This window comes from Brevundimonas albigilva, assembly GCF_023573565.1.
GTDB classification, from domain to species: Bacteria; Pseudomonadota; Alphaproteobacteria; order Caulobacterales; family Caulobacteraceae; genus Brevundimonas; species Brevundimonas albigilva.
The window spans coordinates 2130942-2150965 of record NZ_CP097649.1 but is presented as its reverse complement, the minus strand read 5'-3'; the positions used below and the strand labels follow the sequence as shown (position 1 = coordinate 2150965).

At 67.2% G+C, this 20024-nt stretch carries 23 protein-coding genes; 10 read left to right on the top strand and 13 right to left on the bottom strand.

The genetic code is table 11. From position 1 onward, the window contains the following. Positions 1–28 precede the first annotated feature (28 nt). The 3 genes from M8231_RS10815 to chpT all read right to left on the bottom strand — a co-directional run bounded on the left by M8231_RS10815 (position 29) and on the right by chpT (position 1982). Positions 29–844 carry a CheR family methyltransferase gene (locus M8231_RS10815; RefSeq protein WP_249749972.1) on the bottom strand — a complete coding sequence of 272 codons (816 nt, stop codon included), beginning with the start codon at positions 842–844 and terminating at the stop codon, positions 29–31. Next, a complete protein-coding gene (locus M8231_RS10810) occupies positions 841–1218 on the bottom strand; it encodes a response regulator (RefSeq protein WP_249749973.1) in 378 nt (125 codons plus the stop codon). The genes M8231_RS10815 and M8231_RS10810 overlap by 4 nt, the downstream gene beginning before the upstream one ends. A 98-nt stretch (positions 1219–1316) precedes the next feature. Then, on the bottom strand, positions 1317–1982 hold the full coding sequence (gene chpT, locus M8231_RS10805; RefSeq protein ID WP_250201453.1) for a histidine phosphotransferase ChpT: 666 nt from the start codon (positions 1980–1982) through the stop codon (positions 1317–1319). A 100-nt stretch (positions 1983–2082) separates the two neighbouring features. Between chpT and cysQ the strand changes: the two genes are divergently transcribed. Beyond that, positions 2083–2910, top strand: a complete 828-nt coding sequence (gene cysQ, locus M8231_RS10800; protein WP_249749975.1) for a 3'(2'),5'-bisphosphate nucleotidase CysQ — start codon at positions 2083–2085, stop codon at positions 2908–2910. On the opposite strand, the gene M8231_RS10795 is transcribed toward cysQ, so the two are convergent. The 4 genes from M8231_RS10795 to M8231_RS10780 all read right to left on the bottom strand — a co-directional run bounded on the left by M8231_RS10795 (position 2907) and on the right by M8231_RS10780 (position 6990). Further along, complete coding sequence (locus M8231_RS10795; protein ID WP_249749976.1) at positions 2907–5351, bottom strand: PAS domain-containing sensor histidine kinase; 2445 nt, start codon at positions 5349–5351, stop codon at positions 2907–2909. The genes cysQ and M8231_RS10795 overlap by 4 nt on opposite strands. Positions 5352–5439: 88 nt before the next feature. Continuing rightward, positions 5440–5988 (bottom strand): hypothetical protein, encoded by a 549-nt coding sequence (locus tag M8231_RS10790; protein ID WP_250201452.1) that lies wholly within the window; start codon positions 5986–5988, stop codon positions 5440–5442. A 119-nt stretch (positions 5989–6107) separates the two neighbouring features. Beyond that, positions 6108–6518, bottom strand: coding sequence for a CBS domain-containing protein (locus tag M8231_RS10785; protein ID WP_249749977.1), 411 nt, complete (start codon positions 6516–6518; stop codon positions 6108–6110). Positions 6519–6585: 67 nt separating this feature from the next. Further along, a complete protein-coding gene (locus M8231_RS10780; protein WP_249749978.1) occupies positions 6586–6990 on the bottom strand; it encodes a winged helix-turn-helix transcriptional regulator in 405 nt (134 codons plus the stop codon). 105 nt (positions 6991–7095) lie between these two features. Here M8231_RS10780 and M8231_RS10775 point away from each other — a divergent pair, with 105 nt between their 5' ends. Then, a complete protein-coding gene (locus M8231_RS10775; protein ID WP_249749979.1) occupies positions 7096–7848 on the top strand; it encodes an SDR family oxidoreductase in 753 nt (250 codons plus the stop codon). A gap of 2 nt (positions 7849–7850) precedes the next feature. On the opposite strand, the gene M8231_RS10770 is transcribed toward M8231_RS10775, so the two are convergent. Continuing rightward, positions 7851–8234 (bottom strand): MerR family DNA-binding protein, encoded by a 384-nt coding sequence (locus M8231_RS10770; protein ID WP_249749980.1) that lies wholly within the window; start codon positions 8232–8234, stop codon positions 7851–7853. Between the two features lie 76 nt (positions 8235–8310). On the opposite strand from M8231_RS10770, the gene M8231_RS10765 reads away from it, so the two are divergent. The 3 genes from M8231_RS10765 to M8231_RS10755 all read left to right on the top strand — a co-directional run bounded on the left by M8231_RS10765 (position 8311) and on the right by M8231_RS10755 (position 11812). Further along, positions 8311–9066 carry a glutaredoxin family protein gene (locus M8231_RS10765; protein ID WP_249749981.1) on the top strand — a complete coding sequence of 252 codons (756 nt, stop codon included), beginning with the start codon at positions 8311–8313 and terminating at the stop codon, positions 9064–9066. Between the two features lie 67 nt (positions 9067–9133). Beyond that, positions 9134–10018 carry a hypothetical protein gene (locus M8231_RS10760; protein WP_249749982.1) on the top strand — a complete coding sequence of 295 codons (885 nt, stop codon included), beginning with the start codon at positions 9134–9136 and terminating at the stop codon, positions 10016–10018. A 327-nt stretch (positions 10019–10345) separates the two neighbouring features. After that, the gene (locus tag M8231_RS10755) at positions 10346–11812 is read left to right on the top strand and encodes a DEAD/DEAH box helicase (RefSeq protein WP_249751965.1); all 1467 of its coding nucleotides are present in this window, start codon (positions 10346–10348) and stop codon (positions 11810–11812) included. A gap of 91 nt (positions 11813–11903) precedes the next feature. Here the strand turns inward: M8231_RS10755 and M8231_RS10750 are convergent, their stop codons facing one another. After that, positions 11904–13253, bottom strand: a complete 1350-nt coding sequence (locus M8231_RS10750) for an OmpP1/FadL family transporter (RefSeq protein WP_249749983.1) — start codon at positions 13251–13253, stop codon at positions 11904–11906. Positions 13254–13583: 330 nt separating this feature from the next. Here M8231_RS10750 and map point away from each other — a divergent pair, with 330 nt between their 5' ends. From map to M8231_RS10730, 4 genes are all read left to right on the top strand, one after another. Then, entirely contained in the window at positions 13584–14402 is an 819-nt protein-coding gene (map, locus tag M8231_RS10745) for a type I methionyl aminopeptidase (RefSeq protein WP_249749984.1), read from the top strand. 53 nt (positions 14403–14455) lie between these two features. Further along, a complete protein-coding gene (locus M8231_RS10740) occupies positions 14456–14914 on the top strand; it encodes a JAB domain-containing protein (protein ID WP_250201451.1) in 459 nt (152 codons plus the stop codon). Positions 14915–15053: 139 nt separating this feature from the next. Further along, positions 15054–15872 (top strand): hypothetical protein, encoded by an 819-nt coding sequence (locus tag M8231_RS10735; protein ID WP_165118071.1) that lies wholly within the window; start codon positions 15054–15056, stop codon positions 15870–15872. Between the two features lie 152 nt (positions 15873–16024). Further along, a complete protein-coding gene (locus M8231_RS10730; protein ID WP_250201450.1) occupies positions 16025–16693 on the top strand; it encodes a 3'-5' exonuclease in 669 nt (222 codons plus the stop codon). 13 nt (positions 16694–16706) lie between these two features. Here the strand turns inward: M8231_RS10730 and M8231_RS10725 are convergent. After that, positions 16707–17902 (bottom strand): IS3 family transposase gene (locus M8231_RS10725; RefSeq protein ID WP_250201343.1). Its coding sequence is split into 2 segments (ribosomal slippage): positions 16707–17632 and positions 17632–17902, totalling 1197 coding nucleotides; the frame shifts between segments, so codons are not numbered across the junction. A 166-nt stretch (positions 17903–18068) separates the two neighbouring features. Between M8231_RS10725 and M8231_RS10720 the strand changes: the two genes are divergently transcribed. Beyond that, positions 18069–18944 carry a 3'-5' exonuclease gene (locus M8231_RS10720; protein ID WP_250201449.1) on the top strand — a complete coding sequence of 292 codons (876 nt, stop codon included), beginning with the start codon at positions 18069–18071 and terminating at the stop codon, positions 18942–18944. On the opposite strand, the gene M8231_RS10715 is transcribed toward M8231_RS10720, so the two are convergent. From M8231_RS10715 to M8231_RS10705, 3 genes are read right to left on the bottom strand one after another with little or no spacing between them, the layout of a single operon-like run. Then, the gene (locus tag M8231_RS10715; RefSeq protein ID WP_184280343.1) at positions 18941–19114 is read right to left on the bottom strand and encodes a GIY-YIG nuclease family protein; all 174 of its coding nucleotides are present in this window, start codon (positions 19112–19114) and stop codon (positions 18941–18943) included. The genes M8231_RS10720 and M8231_RS10715 overlap by 4 nt on opposite strands. 15 nt (positions 19115–19129) lie before the next feature. Next, complete coding sequence (locus M8231_RS10710; RefSeq protein WP_250201448.1) at positions 19130–19528, bottom strand: hypothetical protein; 399 nt, start codon at positions 19526–19528, stop codon at positions 19130–19132. Then, positions 19525–19998, bottom strand: coding sequence for a hypothetical protein (locus tag M8231_RS10705; protein WP_184280345.1), 474 nt, complete (start codon positions 19996–19998; stop codon positions 19525–19527). Before M8231_RS10705 ends, M8231_RS10710 begins: the two co-directional genes overlap by 4 nt. Between the last annotated feature and the right edge of the window lie 26 nt (positions 19999–20024).

Here is a 20024-nt window from a genome sequence, read left to right as displayed (position 1 = left end):
CCCGGGGGCCGCGCCGGACGCAAGCGCCTCAGGCGGCGCGGCGCAGGGAGGAGGGGGCCTTTACGTACAGGCCGGGGCGGCCGCTGACCGGACGGAAGGCCACGGTCTCGCCCTCCAGCCGTTCGTCGGCGCCCAGGAACAGGCAGCCGTCGTCGACCAGTCGTTGCTCCAGCCCGTCCAGAACCCGGGCGCGCCGGGCCGGCTCCATGTCGGTCAAGACGTTGCGGCAGAAGATGACGTCATGGCGGGCGTCGTCCACAGGTTCGTCCAACAGGTTGGCGCGCGCGAAACTGACCACCCGGGCCAGGTCCGGCTTGACCCGCCACTGGTCCTCTTCGGGTTCGAACCAGCGCAGCATGGTCTTGGCGGTCAGGCCCCGCTGGATCTCGAAGCCGGTGTAGCGGCCCAGTCGGGCCTTCTCGACCGCGCGATGCGACAGATCGGTGGCGACCACCTCGATGCGCGCGCCGGTCTCAAGGCCGGCCATGGCGATGGACCAGGCCTCCTGGCCGGTGGAGCATCCCGCCGACCACACCCGCACCTGGCCGGAGGGCCGCGCCGAGGCCAGGGCGGGCAGGAGTTCACGCTCGAACACCCGAAAGGGCGTCCGGTCGCGTCGGAACCAGGTCTCGGGATTCAGAAGCGCCTCGATCACCGCCCAGCCCAGGGAAGCGACGGGATGGGCCCACAGGTTCGTCAGCAGGGCCTCGACATTGGCGTAGCCCTCGCGCCGCGCGATGGGCCCCAGCCGGTGCTCGGCCAGCTGCATCCGCTCACGCCTCAGCCGATATCCGGCGCGCGTGGACATCAGCGTCTGCAGCTTGTCGAAGTCTTCGGGCGTCATGCGGCGATGGCCCCGACCTCCGCCAGCTTGGACTGCAGGATCTCGCCGTCGAACGGCTTCATCACATAGTCGTCCGCGCCCGCGGCCAGGGCCTCGGCGATCCGGTCGGGCCGGGTCTCGATGGTGCAGAACAGCACCTTGGGCCGGTCGCCGCCCGGCAGGCCGCGCAGCAGCCGCAGGAAGCTGAGCCCGTCCATGACCGGCATGTTCCAGTCGATCAGCAGCACGTCGGGCATGGCGCCGGTGCAATAGGCCAGGGCCTCGGCGCCGTCGGCGGCCTCGTCGACCTCGTAGCCCAGGCCCTCGACGATCCGGCGCGCCACCTTGCGGATGATGCGGCTGTCATCGACGATGAGGCAGGTGGTGAGGTCCAAGGCCAGATGCTCCCGAAGACGGCGCGCGTCGACTCGCCGAACCAACGCACCGCAAGATTATGTCCGTTCGGCGGTTAACGAGTCGTTGGGAAATCCTATCAGGCCGGCATCCGGGCGACCATGACGACGCGGCCGTCCTCAACCTCAAGATGCAATTCGCCGCCCGCTTCCCTGACCGTCAGCCACAGCCAGTAGGGTTGGATCCACTGGCCCGCCAGCCCCTCGGTCAGGCGTTCGCCCTTCAGGCCGGCCAGCGCCTCCGGCTTCAATCGCGCGCGCGCGCCTACAGCGAATCCTTCCAGGTGAAGACGCCCGTCCTCGACGCGGCTCTGCACCACAGCTTCGCCCCCCAGCGGCAGGGCGGCGACCGTCAGATAGGCCAGATTGACCAGGGCGCGGGCCTGGGGCTTGCTGAAATCGCCTTCCGCCACGCGCCAGTCCAGGGTCGCGCGTCCGCCGTCGGTCATGCCCGTGACCAGATCCTTCAGCTCCCGGGCGGTGAAGCGTTCGCTGGTCGTCGCCGCGCCGAAGGCGACGCGCGCGAAATGCACCAGGGCCACCATCTTCTGCGCGCTCTGGGCGATCAGGCCCAGGGCGTCGTCGCGCATGTCCTGCGCCGTCGGATCGTTCAGCAGGTCCAGGCCCGAGACGATGGCGCCCGAGGGGCTGATGAAGTCGTGGCACAGCTTGGCCGCGACCAGCGTCGCCAGTTCGGTCCCCTCGGCGGGCATGGGTTCGGGGGCGGAAGGGGCGACGTCGGTCATGGGCGCGGTCCGGGGCGTTCGGGTCACAGTTCGTGTCGGGCGCGAACCTGACGTGATTTGTCGGTTCATGGAACCGCCGCGATGCTCTATCGACCGCCCGATGACGACCCATTCCGACAACAAGCTGGCCCAGGATCTGAACTCCGGCGCCCTGTCCCTGGCCCTGGCCGAGATCGCCGAGGACGCGGCCCGCGTGATCCTGCCCTTCTGGCGCAACGGCGCGACGGTCGAGACCAAGGCCGACGACAGCCCCGTCACCCAGGCCGACCGCGCCGCCGAGGCGCTGATCCTGGAACGCCTGGCCGCCGCCTATCCGGGCGTGCAGACCGTGGCGGAAGAGGCGGTCGCCGCCGAGGGCGCGCCCGACGCGGCCGAGGGCTGGTTCTGGCTGATCGACCCGCTGGACGGCACCAAGGGCTTCATCCGCGGCGGCGAGGCTTTCACCGTCAACATCGCCCTGATCCATGACGGCTACCCGGTCGCCGGCGTCGTGACCGCGCCCGCCACCGCCACGACCTGGCGCGCCGACGCGCCCGGCGGCGGGGCGTTGCGCCGCCAGTTCGGAGACGTCCAGGAGGGCGAGGCCCACGCCGGCGCCGAATGGCGGCCGATCCGCGTGCGCGACCGGCCCCAGGAAGGGCTGGCCCTGCTCAGCCACAGCGTGACCGACGAGGAGGCCGCCCGCCTGGCCGCGCGGCACGGCTGCACCCGTTGGCAGGGGACCGATTCCTCGCTGAAGTTCTGCCTGATCGCCGAGGGGCGCTTCGACGCCTATCCGCGCTCCGGCCCGACGTCCGAGTGGGACACGGCGGCCGGCCAGGCGGTGCTGGAAGCCGCCGGCGGCCGCGTTCTGGCCGACGACGGCCAGCGCCTGGCCTATGGCAAGCCCCGCTTCCTGAACGGTCCGTTCGTGGCCATGGGCGGCTAGGCCGCCGCGCGTTCCTGCATCGGCGCCGCCTGGGTCGCCGGACGGCGGACGGGCAGGTCGAAGCTGACGGTGGTGCCTTCGCCGGGCGCGCTTTCCATCCGCATGGCGCCGCCGTGCATCTCGATCAGCGACTTGGTCAGGGCCAAGCCCAGGCCGGTGCCTTGGGTGGTCTTGGAATGCTGGCCCTCGACCTGTTCGAACGGGCGGGCCAGACGCACCAGGTCCTCTGGCGCGATGCCGATGCCGGTGTCCGTGCAGGCGGCGCGGACCCGTTGCTCCCCGTCCTCGCCGACGGAGGGGCTTAGCGTCAGGGTGATCGACCCGCCCTCGGGCGTGAACTTCACCGCATTGGAGATCAGGTTCAGCAGCACCTGCTTGACCCCGCGGTAGTCGGCCTCGATGTCGGGCAGATCGGCGGCGCGGACCGCGATGGTCAGGCCCGCCTCCTGCACCTTGCCCCGCATCAGCCGCACCGCGTCCTCGCAGACCTCCTTCAGCGACACCGGCTCGTAGTGCAGCGTCATCTTGCCGGCCTCGATCTTGGCCATGTCCAGAATGTCGTTGATCAGGCTGAGCAGGTGCTGGCCCGACTTCAGGATGTCGCCCGCATAGCCCTTGTAGCGGGCGTCGCCCAGCGGCCCGAACATCTCGGCGGCCATGATCTCCGAGAAGCCGTTGATGGCGTTCAGCGGCGTGCGCAGTTCGTGGCTCATATTGGCCAGGAATTCGGACTTGGCCTGGTTGGCCGCCTCGGCGCGGGTCATCGCGACCTCGTACTTGCGCGCCAGCAGGCTGAGTTGTTCGCGGCTGATCTCCAGCTGATCCACCATCTGGCGCAGGTGGTTGGCGGCGCGGTTCCGCTCGGCCTCCTGTTGCTTGATGGCGGTGATGTCGGCGGCGGTGACGACCGAACCGCCTTCCGAGGTGAAGCGCTCGTTCATCTGCAGCCAGCGGCCGTCGTTCAGTTCCAGTTCGCGCCGTCCCGCGCGGTTGTCGACCGGCGGGTGGTCGGCCTTGATCGCCAGGGCGGCGATGCGGTTCAGTTCGTCCTTCATCGCGCCGCGCCGGACCACGCCCGGCTCGAAGCCGAAGGCGTCCATGAAGGCCTGGTTCCACAGGATCAGCCGGCCCTGCCGGTCGAACAGGACGAAGGCGTCCGAGATGCTTTCCACCCCGTCGCGCAGCCGGCTCTCCGCCGCTTCGGCGCGGACCTTGGCGCGGCGCGCCTCGGTGATGTCCAGCGCCACGCCCAGGATGGCGGAGAAGCCGTCGTCGTTCCGCTGGCCGCGCGCCTGACCGCGCGCGTCGATCCAGCGCACCCCGCCCCGCTCCAGAGGCACGGGAAAGGTCACTTCGAAGGCGCCGTAGGCGGCGGCCTGGCGCAGGGCGTGGGCCACTTCGTCGCGATAGCGCGGGTGGATGCGCTCCATGACCGCGGCCGTATCGACCACGCCGCCCTGCGCGAAGCCCAGCATGGCGGCCATATAGTCCGACAGGGTGACTTCGTCGCCGTCCAGGTCCCATTCCCAAACCCCGCAACGGGCGGCCTCCACGGCGATGCGGAAGCGTTTTTCGGCCGAGGCGATGTCGCGGCTGGCTCTCGCGCGCCGCCAGCGCTGAAACAGAAGAAGGGCCAGGACGCCCAATCCCAGAAGCAGCGGGGCGGCCAGAACCCAGGCGTCGCTGAGCAGGGCCGCGACGCCCGCCGGCGGCGCAGGGCGAGCGGCCACGGCGAACAGGCCTGCGCCGGGGACGGCCGCCGCCGCCGTGGCCGCGGACCGACCCTCGACGGCGAGCGAGCGGGGCTGCCCCCCGGCCGCCAGTTCGGCTGGGGCGGCGCCGATCACGGCGGACGCCGGCTGGCCCGTTTCGTCCGACTGGGTCGAGGCCAGGATCAGGTCGTCCGCGCCGGCCAGCCGCAGGGTCGCTGCGCCGGGGCTCGGCGGCGACAGGACGATGCGGGCGCTCAGCCGCGGTCCGACGACAAGCAGGGCGCCGTCCGATGCGGCGCGGATCGGGCCGGTCCCGGCGCGGGCTTCGAACGCCTGGGCCTCGGCGCCAGTCACGGCCAGGGGCCGTCCGGCGGGGTCGCGCACGATGAAGGCCGTCGTCGGGGCCGCCCGCCGCGCAGCCTCGACCGCCTCGAGCGGCGCGCCGCCGGCGTTCAGCTTCGCCGCCCCCGCGTTCAGCCCGGCCTGGGCCGCGTCCAGCCGCAAACGGGTTTGGGCGGCCAGGAGAGCGGCGGCCTGGCTTACGGTCTCGTCGCGGAGCGCTTCGGCCTCGCGGGCCGGTCGTCCGACTTCGCGCGCGGCCAACAGCACATAGGCTGCGGCCGCCAGCGCCATGCCCAGGACGGCGACCCTCAGCCAGGCGGGCGTGCCGGCGGCGCGATCCGAGGCGCGTCGCCCCGGCGTCTGTCCGCGCCGCTCACTGCCTGGCAAGGCGATCTCCCGACCCCAATTCCTCTGCCAGGGGAATCTAGGCTGCGTCGCAGATTCGTGTCGAGGCTTGGTTTGCGGAGTTTTGCGTTCAGGCCGCCGCCGCCGGCGCCTCTCCCGGCACGCGCGTGACGGCCTCGGTGATCTCTCGCGCCTGTCGCGCGAGGGCCAGCACGGGGGGCGGCGCGTCCTCCGGGGAATCGGCCACCAGCACCATCAGCTGTTCCGCCAGATGCAACAGCCGGGGCGTGGCGGCGATCAGGCGCGCCTGGAACTCGATCCGTTCCGGATCCCGGTCGTATTCGGCCCCCGGAACGCGCCATCCGCCCCAGTCCGCCGAGTCGGTGACGACGACCGGATAGCTGCCGGGGAAGGGGTGATGCAGGCAATCGTCCTCGGACTGCCATTTGTTGCGGGCCCGCATCAGACGCCATTGGTTCAGGTCGTTGGCGGCCGGATCGTCGACCGCCAGTTGAAGCTCCGCCCCGGCGAAGTCCCGCCCCAGGCCGACGTCGTAGGTGACGCGCACCGGTTCGTCGAAGCCCTTGGCCCACACGGGCTGGACCTTCTCGATATGGGCCCAGGCGCCGACGCATTCGACCCAGACCTTCTGGCCCTTCTGGAACTGCGCGCGCGCCATGGCTGGTCCTTCGTCCTGATCCGCCCGTCGATCAGGATGAAGACACGGACTTAGCGCGGGGTTCGCAGACGCGGTGAAGAAAGGCTGAACGCCTGTCGCCCGTGGCTGGTCGCCCGCTTTCAAGCGCGTGAAATGCTTTCCAGCGTCTCGCCCGCGTACTTTTCCTTCACGCGCGTCGACAGGTCGCCCAGCGAGACGACGCCCACGACGCGCTCGTGCTTGTCGACCACCGGCGCGCGCCGGATCTGGCGGCCGCTCATGAGGTCCAGAACGGTTTTCAGATCGGCGTCGTCGCGCACGGTCTGGGCGTCGCGGCTGATGTATTCGATCACCGGCGAATCCGGCGACGCGCCGGCCGCCACGGCGCGCACGACGATGTCGCGATCCGTGATCGTGCCGATCAGCCGGTCGCCCTCGGCCACGGGGATGAAGCCGAAATCGCCGCGCGCCATCCGTTCCGCCACCTCGCGAAGCGTGTCTCCGGGGCGGGCGATATGGACATCGCGGGTCATGACGTCGCGAACCTTCATGGCGAGACTCCCTTGGCTGCCGTTCGACCGGATCAACCCGCGCGAACGGCCGAGGTTCCGGGGCCGCCTAGGCCTTGCGGGCGTCGAAGGCGGCGCGGGCGGATTCGATCCGTTCGATGTTCGCCTCGGCCCAGGTCCATACCCCGCAGAAGGCCTCAGCCAGCGTCAGGCCCAGGTCGGTCAGCCTGTATTCCACCTTGGGCGGGATCACCGGATGCGCCGTCCGGATCACCAGTCCGTCGCGCTCCATCTGCCGAAGCGTCTGGGTCAGCATCTTCTGGCTGATCCCGCCGACCAGATCGCCCACCCGGCTGAAACGCAGCTCGCCATGTTCGGCCAGCACCTCCAGCACCAGCATGGTCCACTTGTCCGCCACCCGGCCGATGACGTCGTTGACCAGCGCCTCCACGCGCGGATCGGCGACCGCCCCGGTTTCGGGGTGAGCGATTCTTGCGGGCGGAACGGCCGTCATGTCCAAATCTTTCGTTTCAGTAAGTATGGCGCTTTTCGGTGCCTACTTTCTGTTGGAGAGCATCACCTCTACCTCTCTGCGCGCACCAGATAAAGGAGCCTTCCCATGAACATCACCGGCAACACCATCCTGATCACCGGGGGCGGCACCGGCATCGGCCGCGCCCTGGCCGAGGCGCTGCACGCGCGCGGCAACCGCATCGTCATCACCGGCCGCCGCGAGGCGGTGCTGAAGGAGACGGCCCAGGAAAATCCCGGCATGGCCTGGGCGGTCCTGGACGTCGAGGACGCGGCCGCCGTGCGCGACTTTTGCGCCCGGATCGTCTCGAACCATCCGGACCTGAACGGCGTCATCCTGAACGCCGGGATCATGAAGGCGGAAGACCTGACGGCCGAGCCTTTCGACCTGGCGACGGCGGAGGCGACCATCAACACCAATCTGCTGGGGCCGATCCGTCTGGCCGCCGGCCTGCTGCCGCATCTCAAGGCCCAGCCGTCGGCCTTCGTCATGACCGTGACGTCGGGCCTGGCCTTCATTCCGCTGGCCGCGACGCCGACTTACAACGCCACCAAGGCGGCCATGCACAGCTGGAGCGTCTCCCTGCGCCACCAGCTCCGCCATACCTCGGTCGAGGTGCTGGAACTGGCCCCGCCCGCCGTCGCGACCGACCTGATGCCGGGACACGCGGAAAACCCCAACTCCATGCCCCTGGCCGACTATATCGCCGAGGTCATGGGCCTGATCGAAGGCGGCGACACCCCGCGCGGCGAAATCCTGGTCGAGCGGGTCAAGCCGCTGCGCCAGGCCGAGAGCGGTGGAAACTGGGATGCGGTGTTCACGGCCCTGAACGGCCGCTGATCTCAGCCGTCGAACGCCGCCAGGATCGGGCACGGTCCGTCCCTGGCCGCGCCGCACTGTTTCGCCAACCGCCGCAGCGCGTTCCGCGCCGCCTCCAGTTCGGCGATCCTGACGTCCAGCTCGGCGATCCGCGCCTGCGCCAGGGCGCGGGCCCGCGCGTGGTCGTGCCCGGCGTCCAGCGCCAGCAGTTCGCCGATCTGCTCCAGGGTGAAGCCGGCCGCCTGGGCCGAGCGGATGAATCGCAGGCGGCGCGCCTCCGCCTCTCCGTACCGGCGCACGCCGCCGGCCCCGTCCGGCGTCGGCATCAGGCCGCGTCGCTGATAGTAGCGCACCGTTTCGACGCCCACGCCGCCGGCGCGAGCCAGCCCGGCTATCGTTACGCTCATGCCTTGACTCCGTACCATGGTCCGCACCCCACATGGGCGACGTTCCATCTCGCGCAACGTCCAAGGAGCCGCCCCCGTGACCGAAGAACAGACCGCAGAAAAGACCGCCGTTCTCTATCGCATGGTGATGGACAGGCACGTCTGTCCCTGGGGGCTGCGCGCGCGTCACCTGCTGAAAAGCCAGGGCTACGCCGTCGACGACCGCTGGCTGACCACGCGCGAGCAGACCGACGCCTTCAAGGCCGAACACGGCGTCAAGACCACGCCCCAGATCTTCATCGGCGGCAAGCGGATCGGCGGCTACGACGACCTGCGCCGTTTTCTGGGCAAGCCCGCGCCGGACAAGGATCGCAAGACCTATACGCCGGTCCTGGTGGTGTTCGCTGTCGCCGCCCTGATGGCGATCGCGGCCGCCTTCGCGGCGGGGACGCTGCTGACCGTGCGGACGCCCGCCTGGTTCATCGCCTTTTCCATGTGCGCCCTGGCCATGCTGAAGCTGCGCGACCTGGACGGCTTCGCCACCATGTTCCTGGGTTACGACCTGATGGCGCGGCGCTGGGTTCCCTACGCCTATGTCTATCCGTTCGTGGAACTGGGCGCGGGCGTGCTGATGATCGCGGGCGTGCTGACCTGGCTGTCTGCGCCGGCGGCGGCCTTCATCGGCCTGGTCGGCGGATGGTCGGTGTTCAAGGCCGTCTACATCCAGAAGCGAGAGCTGAAATGCGCCTGCGTCGGGGGCGACAGCAACGTCCCGCTGGGCTTCCTGTCGCTGACCGAGAACGTGATGATGGTGCTGATGGCGGCGTGGATGGGCTGGATGGCGTGGGGTTGATTGGGGGCAACCATCGCCCGAAAGCCCCGTTCTCTGGACAACCGACACAGCCCGAAAGACGCATCGTATGTCCCTTTTCAACCGCACGATCCTGGCCACTTCGGCCGCCGCAATCCTGGGCGTCAGCGCCAGCGCCGCCGTGGCGCAAAGCGGAACCCAGACCAATCAGGACCGCCTTGGCGCCGTGGTCGGCGCCCTGTTCGGCGACCGCCTGGGCCTGTCGGCCATGGACCAGGCGTGGCTGCGCGGCGGCCGTCCCCTGAGCGACGGGCAATCCCAGTTCGCAACGCGCGTGGACGCCAGCGTCCGTTCGGGCGCCGTGTCCTCGGCGGCGGGGACCAAGCTCAGGGCCGACTACGCCAGCCTCGTCGACCTTGAGCGGCAATATTCCGCCGGCGGCATCACCACCCAAGAGCGCACCGATCTGAGCGCCCGCTACAACGCCCTGATCCAGACGCTGGATTCCGGGGCCGCCGGCTATGGCGAGACCGCCAATGTCGCGGCCGGCCGAACCGACTTCGAGCGCCGCGTCGACGCCGCCGTGACCGCGCGCCGCATCACCCGCACCCAGGCCACCCAGCTGAAGACCGACTATCAGGCGGTGATCCAGCTGGAGACGCGCTATCAGGCCGACGGCGTCATCAGCGCCAGCGAACGGGCCGATCTGGACGCACGGCTGGACGCCCTGGACGCGCGGGTCGGCGACGGTCCGGCGGGTCAGGCCGCGACCGCTAACCAGACCCCGGCCCAGCGCCTGACGGCGCTGCAGACCTCGATCACCACCGCCGAGAACGCGTCCAGGATCACCCGCGCCGAAGCCGCCGACATTCGCGTCGCCCTGGGCGATCTGCAGCGGCTGAACACCGCCTATGGCCGCTACGCCGCGTCCAGCGACGACACGGCCTATCTGACCCGCCGCATCGGCGAGCTGGAAGCGCGCGTCAACCGCTGAGCCGCCTTGCGCCGGGCCGCGCGGCGACGCGCGGCCCGGTCGGCTTGACTTTTCACGCGCCAGCGCCCATTTGCGCTGCATCGCACAATCGCGATCTCCGGCGTCTCCAGCGCGTGTGGGTCTTTTCAGACCTGTCTGTAGCAGCCGCCGGCCCCTCAAGTTCATTCGCTGCCCGGACACGCGGGGCGGCGCCCGATCCACCCCGCAGGCTTCATCCCGAAGCCCCGTCGGGACTGGCGGAGCGCGGCCCTTCGGCGTCATGCCATGGCTGTTGAGCGCGCCGCCGCACGCGAAAGACAGACTGCTTTGAGCACCACCTTTGAATCCATGGGCCTGAACAAGGCCCTTCTCCAGGCGCTGGCGTCGGAAGGCTACACCAAGCCGACTCCGATCCAGGAAAAGGCCATTCCCGACGTCATGGCCGGCAAGGACCTGCTGGGCATCGCCCAGACGGGTACCGGCAAGACCGCCGCCTTCGCCCTGCCGATCCTGCATCGCCTGGCTGAGAACCGCACCCCGCCCGTGCCTCGCACCACGCGCGCCCTGATCCTGTCGCCCACGCGCGAGCTGGCCAGCCAGATCGGCGACAGCTTCAAGGCCTATGGCGCCCATCTGGGCTTCCGGGTCGCGGTGATCTTCGGCGGCGTGAAATACGGCGCCCAGGAACGCGCCCTGCAGCAGGGCCTGGACATCCTGGTCGCCGCGCCGGGCCGCCTGCTGGACCACATCCAGCAGAAGACCCTGGACCTGTCGCAGACCGAAATCTTCGTCCTGGACGAAGCCGATCAAATGCTGGACCTGGGCTTCATCAAGCCGATCCGCCAGATCGTCAGCCGGATGCCGGCGCGCCGCCAGAACCTGTTCTTCTCGGCCACCATGCCGACCGAGATCGGCAAGCTGGCGGGCGAACTGCTGAAGGACCCGGTCAAGGTCCAGGTCACGCCCCAGTCCACCACCGTCCAGCGCATCAAGCAGTCGGTCGTGCACATCGAACAGGGCCGCAAGCGCGCCCTGCTGACCGAGCTGTTCAGCGATCCGGGCTTCACCCGCTGCCTGGTCTTCACCAAGACCAAGCACGGCGCCGACAAGGTCGCGGCCTATCTGGAAGCGGGCGGCGTCGAGGCCGGCGCCATCCACGGCAACAAGTCTCAGCCCCAGCGCGAACGCACGCTGGAAGCCTTCAAGAAGGGCAAGCTGCGCGTCCTGGTCGCCACCGACATCGCCGCGCGCGGCATCGACGTGGACGGCGTCTCGCACGTCGTGAACTTCGAACTGCCCTTCGTGCCGGAAGCCTATGTGCACCGCATCGGCCGGACGGCCCGCGCGGGCGCCGACGGCACCGCCATCAGCTTCGTCGCCGGCGACGAGATGAAGCTGCTGAAGGACATCGAAAAGGTCACGCGCCAGAAGATCCCGGCCGTCGATCGCCGCAACGACAAGCAGCTGGCCCAGCTGGACGCCTCCATCATGGCTTCGGGCGTCGGCAAAAAGGCGACCCTACCCGAGCGCGAGGGCGGCGAGCGCAACGAGGGCGGCCGCGGCGGTCGCGGTCGTCGCAACCCGCATCGCGACGGCGTCCGTCCCGAGGGCGGCGGCCAGCCGCACCGCCAGCGTCGCAACCGCGGCGGCGGCGGAGAGGCCGCGGCGGCGCCCCGGCCCGAACGGACCTACAATCCGATGGCCGGCGAGAATGTGACGCCGCGCGAACCCAAGCCTGTCGGCGAGATGAAGCGCCGGCCGCGCCGTCGTCGTCCGTCGAACGGCGGCAAGGGTTACGGCTCGGCCCAGGGCTGACCAGGTTCCTCACCCGCTACGCGGTGGAGGAAAGAAAAAACGGCGGCTCCCGCAAGGGAGCCGCCGTTCTCATGTCAGCCGGGGACAGTCCTCAGAAGTTCCAGGTCGCGCCCAGCGAGAAGCCGACGCCGGAGCCCTTGGCCTCGCCGCGCAGGCTCGAAACCACCAGGCCGTTGCCGTACAGGTCACGGGTGTCGTTGATCGTGGCCGTGTCGATGTCGATGTAGGTCACCGCGCCGTCGAACGTCATGCTGCCCACCGTCTTGGACAGGCCGGCGGCGTACAGCCAGCGGTCGCCGTCCGGGATGCGGGCGGTGCGATGGTCGTCCGGGGTCGGCGTCGGGTCGTAGCCCACGCCCGCGCGAACCGTCATGGTCGGATCGATCATGTAATCGAAGCCGATCGCGCCGGTGGTGACGTCGTCATAGTCCTGGACGATGGTCGAGCCGCCGCCGGTGTAGGCCACGCGGATGGCGTCGAACTCGCTCCAGCCGATCTGGTTGACCTGGGCGTTCAGGGTCAGGCGGTCGTTGACGGCGTAGCGGGCCGAGACGGTGGCGTACCAGGGCGTGGTGAAGGTGGCGCCGCCGTCAGCCGACACGTTGGCGCCGGCCAGCAGGCCGGTCAGGCCCGAGATGTTCACCGAGCCTTCCAGCTCGTGCTCGATCTCCGAGCGGTACGACAGGCCCAGGTCCAGCCTGCCGAAGTGCATCTGGGCGCCGGCGTTCCAGCCGTAGTCCCAGCCGTCGCCTTCCAGGTCGTTGCGGCCGTCCGAGGCCGGGTTGATCACATAGGCCGGCGACAGCACGGCGGGCACCGGCACGTTCGGCAGGGCCGAGCTCAGCGTCGCCTTGGCGTACTGGGCGTCGAAGCCGGCGCCGATGTCCAGCCAGTCGGTGACCGACATGGCGGCGACCAGGCTGACGTTGGCCGAGCGCAGTTCCGACGTCAGGGCGTCATAGCGCGCGAAGTCGGTCGGCTCGTACTTGGTGGTGAAGTTGTAGGGGGCCTGGACGGCCAGACCGACGTTGAAGCGGTCGCCGATCGGCATCGAGACGGCGAAGTTCGGCACGATGCCGCTTTCGACGACTTCGTGGACGTGCGGGTCGCCGTTGACGGCTTCGGTGTTGCTGATGACGCCGACGCCGGTCACCGGGACGTTGTAGGCCAAGCTGGAGCCGCGGTCGTCGACGTCGGAGTCGAGGATCAGGCCGTGCGCGCCCACGTACAGTTCGCGCTGGGTTCCGGCGATGGCGGCCGGGTTCCACCACAGCGATTGCACGCCCTTGTCTGCGCCGACGCCGGCGTTGGCGCGACCCTGACCGCGGGTCGATTGCTCCTGCACATAGAAGGAGCCGGCGAAGGCCGGGGCGGCGACGCCGGCCAGCAGAGCGGACGTGAGGGCGATCCCGCCGAGGCGAGTGATGTTCCTGGGATTCATGACCAATCCTAATACAGTCCCGCCGTCGCGCGGCGGGTTCGGGGAGAGACGGTGCCGCAGCGCTTCCGACACGAAAACGTTGCATGCAAGGCCGCTCTCTGCTCCGAAACGGGCGAAACCGTGGCGCCGGCGCCGCACACGATCACGGCTTCGAGAGGTTACGCGACGGCAACATCAGTGCCCGAACATGGCCGCCGTCGATCAAATCGTGCGTCTTCGCGCGGACCGGGCGGAATGGCGCAGGGGAAGGCCGGGCTTGAGGTTTTGTGCTATAACGACCATCTGCGGCGTCCCTCTTCGCCCCGCCCCACACTTTCGCAGACACGCTTCATGTACGAAACGCCCGAACTCGACACCGACGTCATGGTCCGCTCCAGCGCCATCCGCATCCACGATGCGGAAGCGTTCGAAGGGATGCGCAAGGCCGGCCGTCTGGTCGCCGAGGCGCTGGACATGATCGCGGATCACGTGAAGCCCGGCGTCACCACCGGCGAGATCGACGACCTGATCCGCGAGTTCACCCTGGACAACGGCGGCCTGCCGGCCTGCCTGGGCTACAAGGGGTACGAAAAGACCGTCTGCACCTCGATCAACCACGTGGTCTGCCACGGGATCCCGGGCGACCGGGTGCTGAAGGACGGCGACATCGTCAACATCGACCACACGGTGATCGTCGACGGCTGGCACGGCGATTCCAGCCGGATGTACGGCGTGGGCGAGGTGCCGACCCGCGCCAAGAAGCTGGTCGACGTCACCTATCAGTCGCTGGAACTGGGCTTGGCCCAGGTGAAGCCCGGAAACACGTTCGGCGACATCGGCTTCGCCATCCAGAAGTTCGTCGAGGCCCAGCGCATGAGCGTGGTGCGCGACTTCTGCGGCCACGGCATCGGCCGCGTCTTCCACGACAGCCCCAACGTCCTGCACTATGGCCGGAAGGGCGAGGGCGCGACCCTGAAGGCCGGCATGTTCTTCACGGTCGAGCCGATGGTGAATCTGGGCAAGCCGCACGTGAAGGTGCTGTCGGACGGTTGGACCGCCGTGACCCGCGACAAGTCCCTGTCGGCCCAGTGCGAACACACGGTGGGCGTGACCGAGGACGGCGTGGAAATCTTCACCGCCTCGCCCAAGGGCCTGTTCAAGCCTCTCTGACGCCTCTGGCGGCGCCTGGCCGTTCCGCCTAGGTTGCGGAGCGGAGGGCTGGGATGCTGGAAGAGAGCGCACCGCGACCGCAGAAGACCGCGCCGCGTCATGGCGGGCACCGCGACCGCCTGCGAGAGCGCGCGGCCAAGGGCGGCCTGGACGCCCTGCCGGACTATGAGTTGCTGGAACTGCTGCTGTTCCGCAGCGTGCCCTACAAGGACACCAAGCCCTTGGCCAAGGATCTGCTGGCCCGGTTCGGCGGGCTGGAAGGCATCGGCGCGGCCAGCCACGAGGCGGTGGAGGATCAGGTGGCGCGTTCGCTGGGCTATGCGCTTGGCAAGGCCACGCGCGCGGTGGCGCTGGACCTGCAACTGATCTTCGACGTGACGCGCCGGATCGCGCGCGAGCCGACGGCCAAGCGCCCGGTCATCTCCTCCTGGTCGGCGCTGCTGGCCTATGTCCGTGTGGCGCTCCAGCACGAACCGCGCGAGCAGTTCCGCGTGCTCTATCTCGACCGATAGTGTGCGTTTCACAAACCTGCGCACCTGTGGGTGAACATAGATGAAATGGTCGGCCTTGCGGTGGCAAGCAGAGCGTCTGCGGCACTGGAAACACATCGGAATGTTGTAGCCACCAAGCTCGTCCGCTTATGGTCGGCGAATGTTTAAGCCCAACAAAGCCCAACGGCTCGCTCTTGTCGCTGCTGCACTCGTCGTAGGAGCGGGAACAGCGTCGCTTGTTATGAACGATGGTTTCGAGGGCGTGACGTGGATCGGCGGGGTTCTGATAACCGTCTTCCTGTCAGTTTTAGCAATGACTGGGCCGGAGAAGGACAGACCGCCGAATGCTATAAAGACGGCAGATAACCCATCCACGGTGCATAACAACGGAACGACTCCCGAAAGAGCGTGGGTCATCAAAGCTCCGAATAGTGCGGAAGGTATACGCTACGAATATTCGATAATGTCAAAGCTCTTTGGTAAACCTCAAACGGATTGGAAGATTTTAAATCGCAAGCTAATGAAAGCTGGTGATCGAACCGTAGAGCATTTCGTCCTCTCCACAAATACAGGACGGAAGGAGATTTATTTTGATGTCTCTTCATTCATAGGAGAGAACAAAACGATGTCCGACGCTGTTCCAATATCGCTGCACCACCCCGTTTATAATAGATTAGTCACTATAAAATTCTTACCTCGCGCAGCATTTGATCTACAGAACTTCATTGCAGAAATGGACGGCAACCCCAAGCTCAACGAATTCCTTGATGCGATAGATGTTTCGAAAATCCGAGATGGTTTTGCGGCTCGCCGCCGACGCAAAGACCAGAATGAGATCATAATAGACTTGCCCCAAATGACTGCGATAAAGCTGGGGGTTCTGCTTGATTTGATAAGAAAGGACTCTGACGACTTGGAGGTGCAAGATTGGATAGATAACTGCACTGGGGCTATCCGATACGCCCTTAAGGCGGACTGACAAGGAAGCCGTTGGAGGCGCGGTAGTTCGCGGTCTTAAGTTGGACCCAGTGGTGTGCGTATCGCTGAACTCCGAAGTCGCCGGTGTCGGGCTGTTATGGGTGACAAAAGACAGCGATGCGAGAGAATGACACTCTGCAACCGGGAGGTCCTTTGAGCCAGCACACCATCGTCTTCGATCTCGAAACCGTGCCCTGCACCGAGACGCTCGCACGCCTTCACCGGCGCGAAGCCCTCACCGACGTAGAGGCTGTCGAAATCCTCGGCGAGAAGTTCCCAAAGCTGCCCCTCCATAAGGTTGCGGTTCTTGCTGCACTGATAGCGGAGCGCATCGACGGCGTTTGGAAAATCCAGTCGCTGGGCGCTCCCCATATCGGGGACCGAACAGAAGTCGATTTGATCTCCGCGTTCGCCGCCCGCGTGGACAGCCTTCGGCCGACGCTGGTGACGTTCAACGGCAATGGGTTCGATATGCCCGTTCTGCGCTACCGGGCGATGGTCAACGGCATCGCCGCGCCGGGTCTGACCTCCCGACCCTACTTCAAGCGCTACGATCAGGCGCATGTCGATCTGTGCGACGAACTTGCCAGCTTCCAATCCAACGCGAAGGCATCGTTGGACGACCTGTGCAAGATGATGGGCCTTCCGGGGAAACCGGAGGGAATCGACGGCTCGAAGGTCTGGGAGCACGTCCGAGCCGGTCACATTCAAGAGTGCGCCAACTACGGGGAGACCGATGTTGTGAACACCTACCGGGTGTGGCTGCGCTACGAACTTTTCCGAGGCGCAATCACGGAGGAGTGGTCTGCCCCCATGGGGTGATCCGGTTTCGATGTTAGTTCATGGGCGGGCCTGACGCCATGGTTGGGTTGGGCGAGCGCGCGCCTTCAAGCGCTGGCGCGCTCGCCCACGGCACGATGTTTCCGGCGCGAGGGATGAGGGCTTCCGGTGCTGGCGGTCGGTACTTCAGGGCGCTGTGCGGTCGCACGGCGTTGAAGTGACGCCGCCACGCCTCGATCAGCACCTGAGCCTCGGCCAGACTGAAGAAGGTCTCGCCGTTCAGCAGTTCATCCCGGAGCTTGGAGTTGAAGCTCTCGCAGTAGCCGTTCTCCCAGGGACTACCGGGTTCGATGTAGGCCGTCTGAGAGCCGACGGCGGCGATCCATTCACGCAGGGTGGTGGCGATGAACTCCGGTCCGTTGTCGGACCGCACATAGGCCGGCGGCCCGCGCAGTATCATCAGGTCCGCCAGGGTCTCTAGCACGTCGGTGGAGTTGAGCCTGCGCTTGACCCGGATCGCCAGAGCCTCGCGCGTGAACTCATCAATCACGCAGAGCATGCGGAACTTCCTGCCGTCCTGGGTGCGATCCTCGACGAAGTCGTAAGACCAGACATGGTTGGGCCGCTCGGCGCGCAGCCGCACGCACGACCCGTCATTGAGCCAGAGCCGGCCGCGTTTCGGCTGTTTCTGCGGGACCTTCAGCCCTTCCCGTCGCCAGATCCGCTGAACCCTTTTGGCGTTCACCGACCAGCCCGCCTGATGCAGCAGCGCCGTGATCCGGCGGTAGCCGTAACGGCCATAGGTCGCCGCCAGTGCGGTGATGGCCGCCGTCAGGGCCGCCTCGTCGGTGCGGCCCCTCGGCGTCTTTCGCTGGGTTGAGCGATGCTGTCGGAGCACCGCGCAGGCGCGCCGCTCCGACACCTTCAACTCGGTCCGCACCTTGTCGATGCAGGCCCGGCGACGGGCAGGGCTCAGAAGTTTCCCCGCGCCGCCTCCGACAGGATCAGCTTGTCCAGCGTCAGGTCCGACACCGCCCGACGAAGCCGGGCGTTCTCCAGCTCCAGCGCCTTCATCCGTTTGACCTGATCGGTCTTCATCCCGCCGAACTCCGCTCGCCAGCGGAAGTAGGTCGTCTCCGTCACCGCTATCGTCTTCACCGCCTCCGCGATCGATTTGCCTTGCCCGGTCAACACTTCAACCTGGCGCAGCTTGGCGATGATCTCTTCGGGCTTGTGACGCTTCCTGGCCATCCTTGGCTCCATCCGTTCCGGTCCGCAGACCAACATAAGGGATGGATCACTTCAAAGGGCGCAGACCAATGCATGGCGACTGACCTCGTGGGAGGACTACCGCGACGTCTCCCGGCTGGGCCGCAAGACCCGGATCGGCGGAAAGCAGCGCGAGACCCTTTGGGCGGTGTTCGAACAGGTCCGCGCGGGCCTGCGTGATCGCAAGTTGGTGACGTGGGCGGACATCTTTGGCCGACTGGCGGACCACTACGGCAGCGGCGCTGCGGAACCGTTCGATTTCGTCATTGTGGACGAGGCGCAGGACATCAGCGTGTCCGAAGCGCGATTCCTCAGCGCTCTCACAAAGGACCGGCCCGAGGCCCTGTTCTTCGCTGGAGACATTGGTCAGCGCATCTTCCAGCAGCCATTCTCGTGGAAATCTCTCGGTCTGGACGTTCGAGGCCGGTCATCGACCCTGCGGATCAACTACCGAACTTCGCACCAGATCAGGTCGCACGCTGACCGCCTGCTGCCCATCACAGTCACCGATGTCGATGGCGTGACCGAGAGCCGACGCGGCACCGTCTCGGTGTTCGATGGCGCTGAACCCATCGTCCAGACGTTCGACGATATCGGCGACGAACAGACCGCTGTCGGCGCATGGATCGCTGCCCGCATCGCAGAAGGCTGTCTGCCGCACGAGATTGGGCTGTTCGTCCGATCCGACGCCGAGATGAAGCGTGCACGTGCCGCCGCCAAGCTGAGCGGCGCGGCGGCCGTCGAACTCAGCGACAAGGTGGAAGCCGAGCCGAATAAGCTGGCCGTCTGCACCATGCATCTGGCGAAAGGACTGGAGTTCCGCGTCGTGGTGGTCATGGCCTGCGACGACGAGGTGATTCCCGATCAGGACCGCATCGAGCGCGTCGCCGACGAGTCCGATTTGCAGGAGGTCTACGACACCGAGCGGCACCTCCTTTACGTCGCCTGCACCCGCGCCCGCGACCACCTGCTGGTGACGGGCGTAAATCCGGCGTCAGAGTTCTTGGAAGACTTCGGCGTCTAGCGGCCCGCGCCCCGAATGTTCCACGGCAAATCGAAGTTCTGGATCAAGCCGAGTTCGAGACCAGCATCTCCGCTCACCGGCATGCCGTTCCACGTCAGATCGGGCGGATGGGCGGTGTAGACTTCGATGACGTCGCCGACACCGACCGCTTCAATGAGAGCAGCGTTCAAACGCCTACTGGTCCTCTAGGTCTTGCCCGGTCGGCAGTAGGATCGGAAGCGCTGAAAGACCCCCTTTGTGGCCAGACCGACGTAGAGCGCGGCGCCGTCCTTCACAAAGGCATACACACCACGTTCCTTTGGGAAATCTGCGCCCTGAACGAGCGACGCCTTGGTCACGGTCCATGCACCCACGCGGCTGAAGCCTCCCTCCCTAAGGAGAGCTACCGTGAGCGGCGGCTTGTTTGGGAGAGCTTTGCGAACACGCGGCGAACTCGGCTTCGTGGCCCGCTCAGGGCTATTCAACAGGCCGCAGCGTCTCAGGACGTTGTAGGCTTGTTGATAGCGCACGCCGACCTGATCAGCGATCTGGGCGGTCGTGAAGCCCTTGGCCGCGAGCGCTCTGATCTGTGCTGCTTTCGTCATGAGGCGCCCGATTCAGGCTGGGCCGCTAATCGTTCGGCGAGCCAATCCCAGCGACCTTCAAAGGGCTGAAGTCGCTGTCGCAGGTCGGCGCCGACGCGGGTCACAGCGTATTTGCCACCAGCCGACCACGAGTTCGTAGCGGTCGCTTTGGCACCGAGGACCACCAGAGCTTCCTCATAGGTCATCAGGAATACGACTGGCGCGCTCGTGACATTCCAGACGTAGGCCAACGGAATGCCTCGCCCTTCGTATTTCCGGTCCAGACTGAAGCTTTCACCCGAGGAGCACTTCAACTGAAGAGGGAGCGCCCGGATGCCCTGCTCACCGACTTCCTTGAAGACAATGAGATCGACGCCTCGGTCCACGACGGGGGTGGCCACTTCGAAACCGCGCATCAGGAGTTGAGCCGTAAGCCAGTTCCGCCCCGCCACTTCGACGGTCGCTGAACTGATGTTCGAGCCTGCGGTCATTCCACCTCCGAGGGTTGGATAAATAT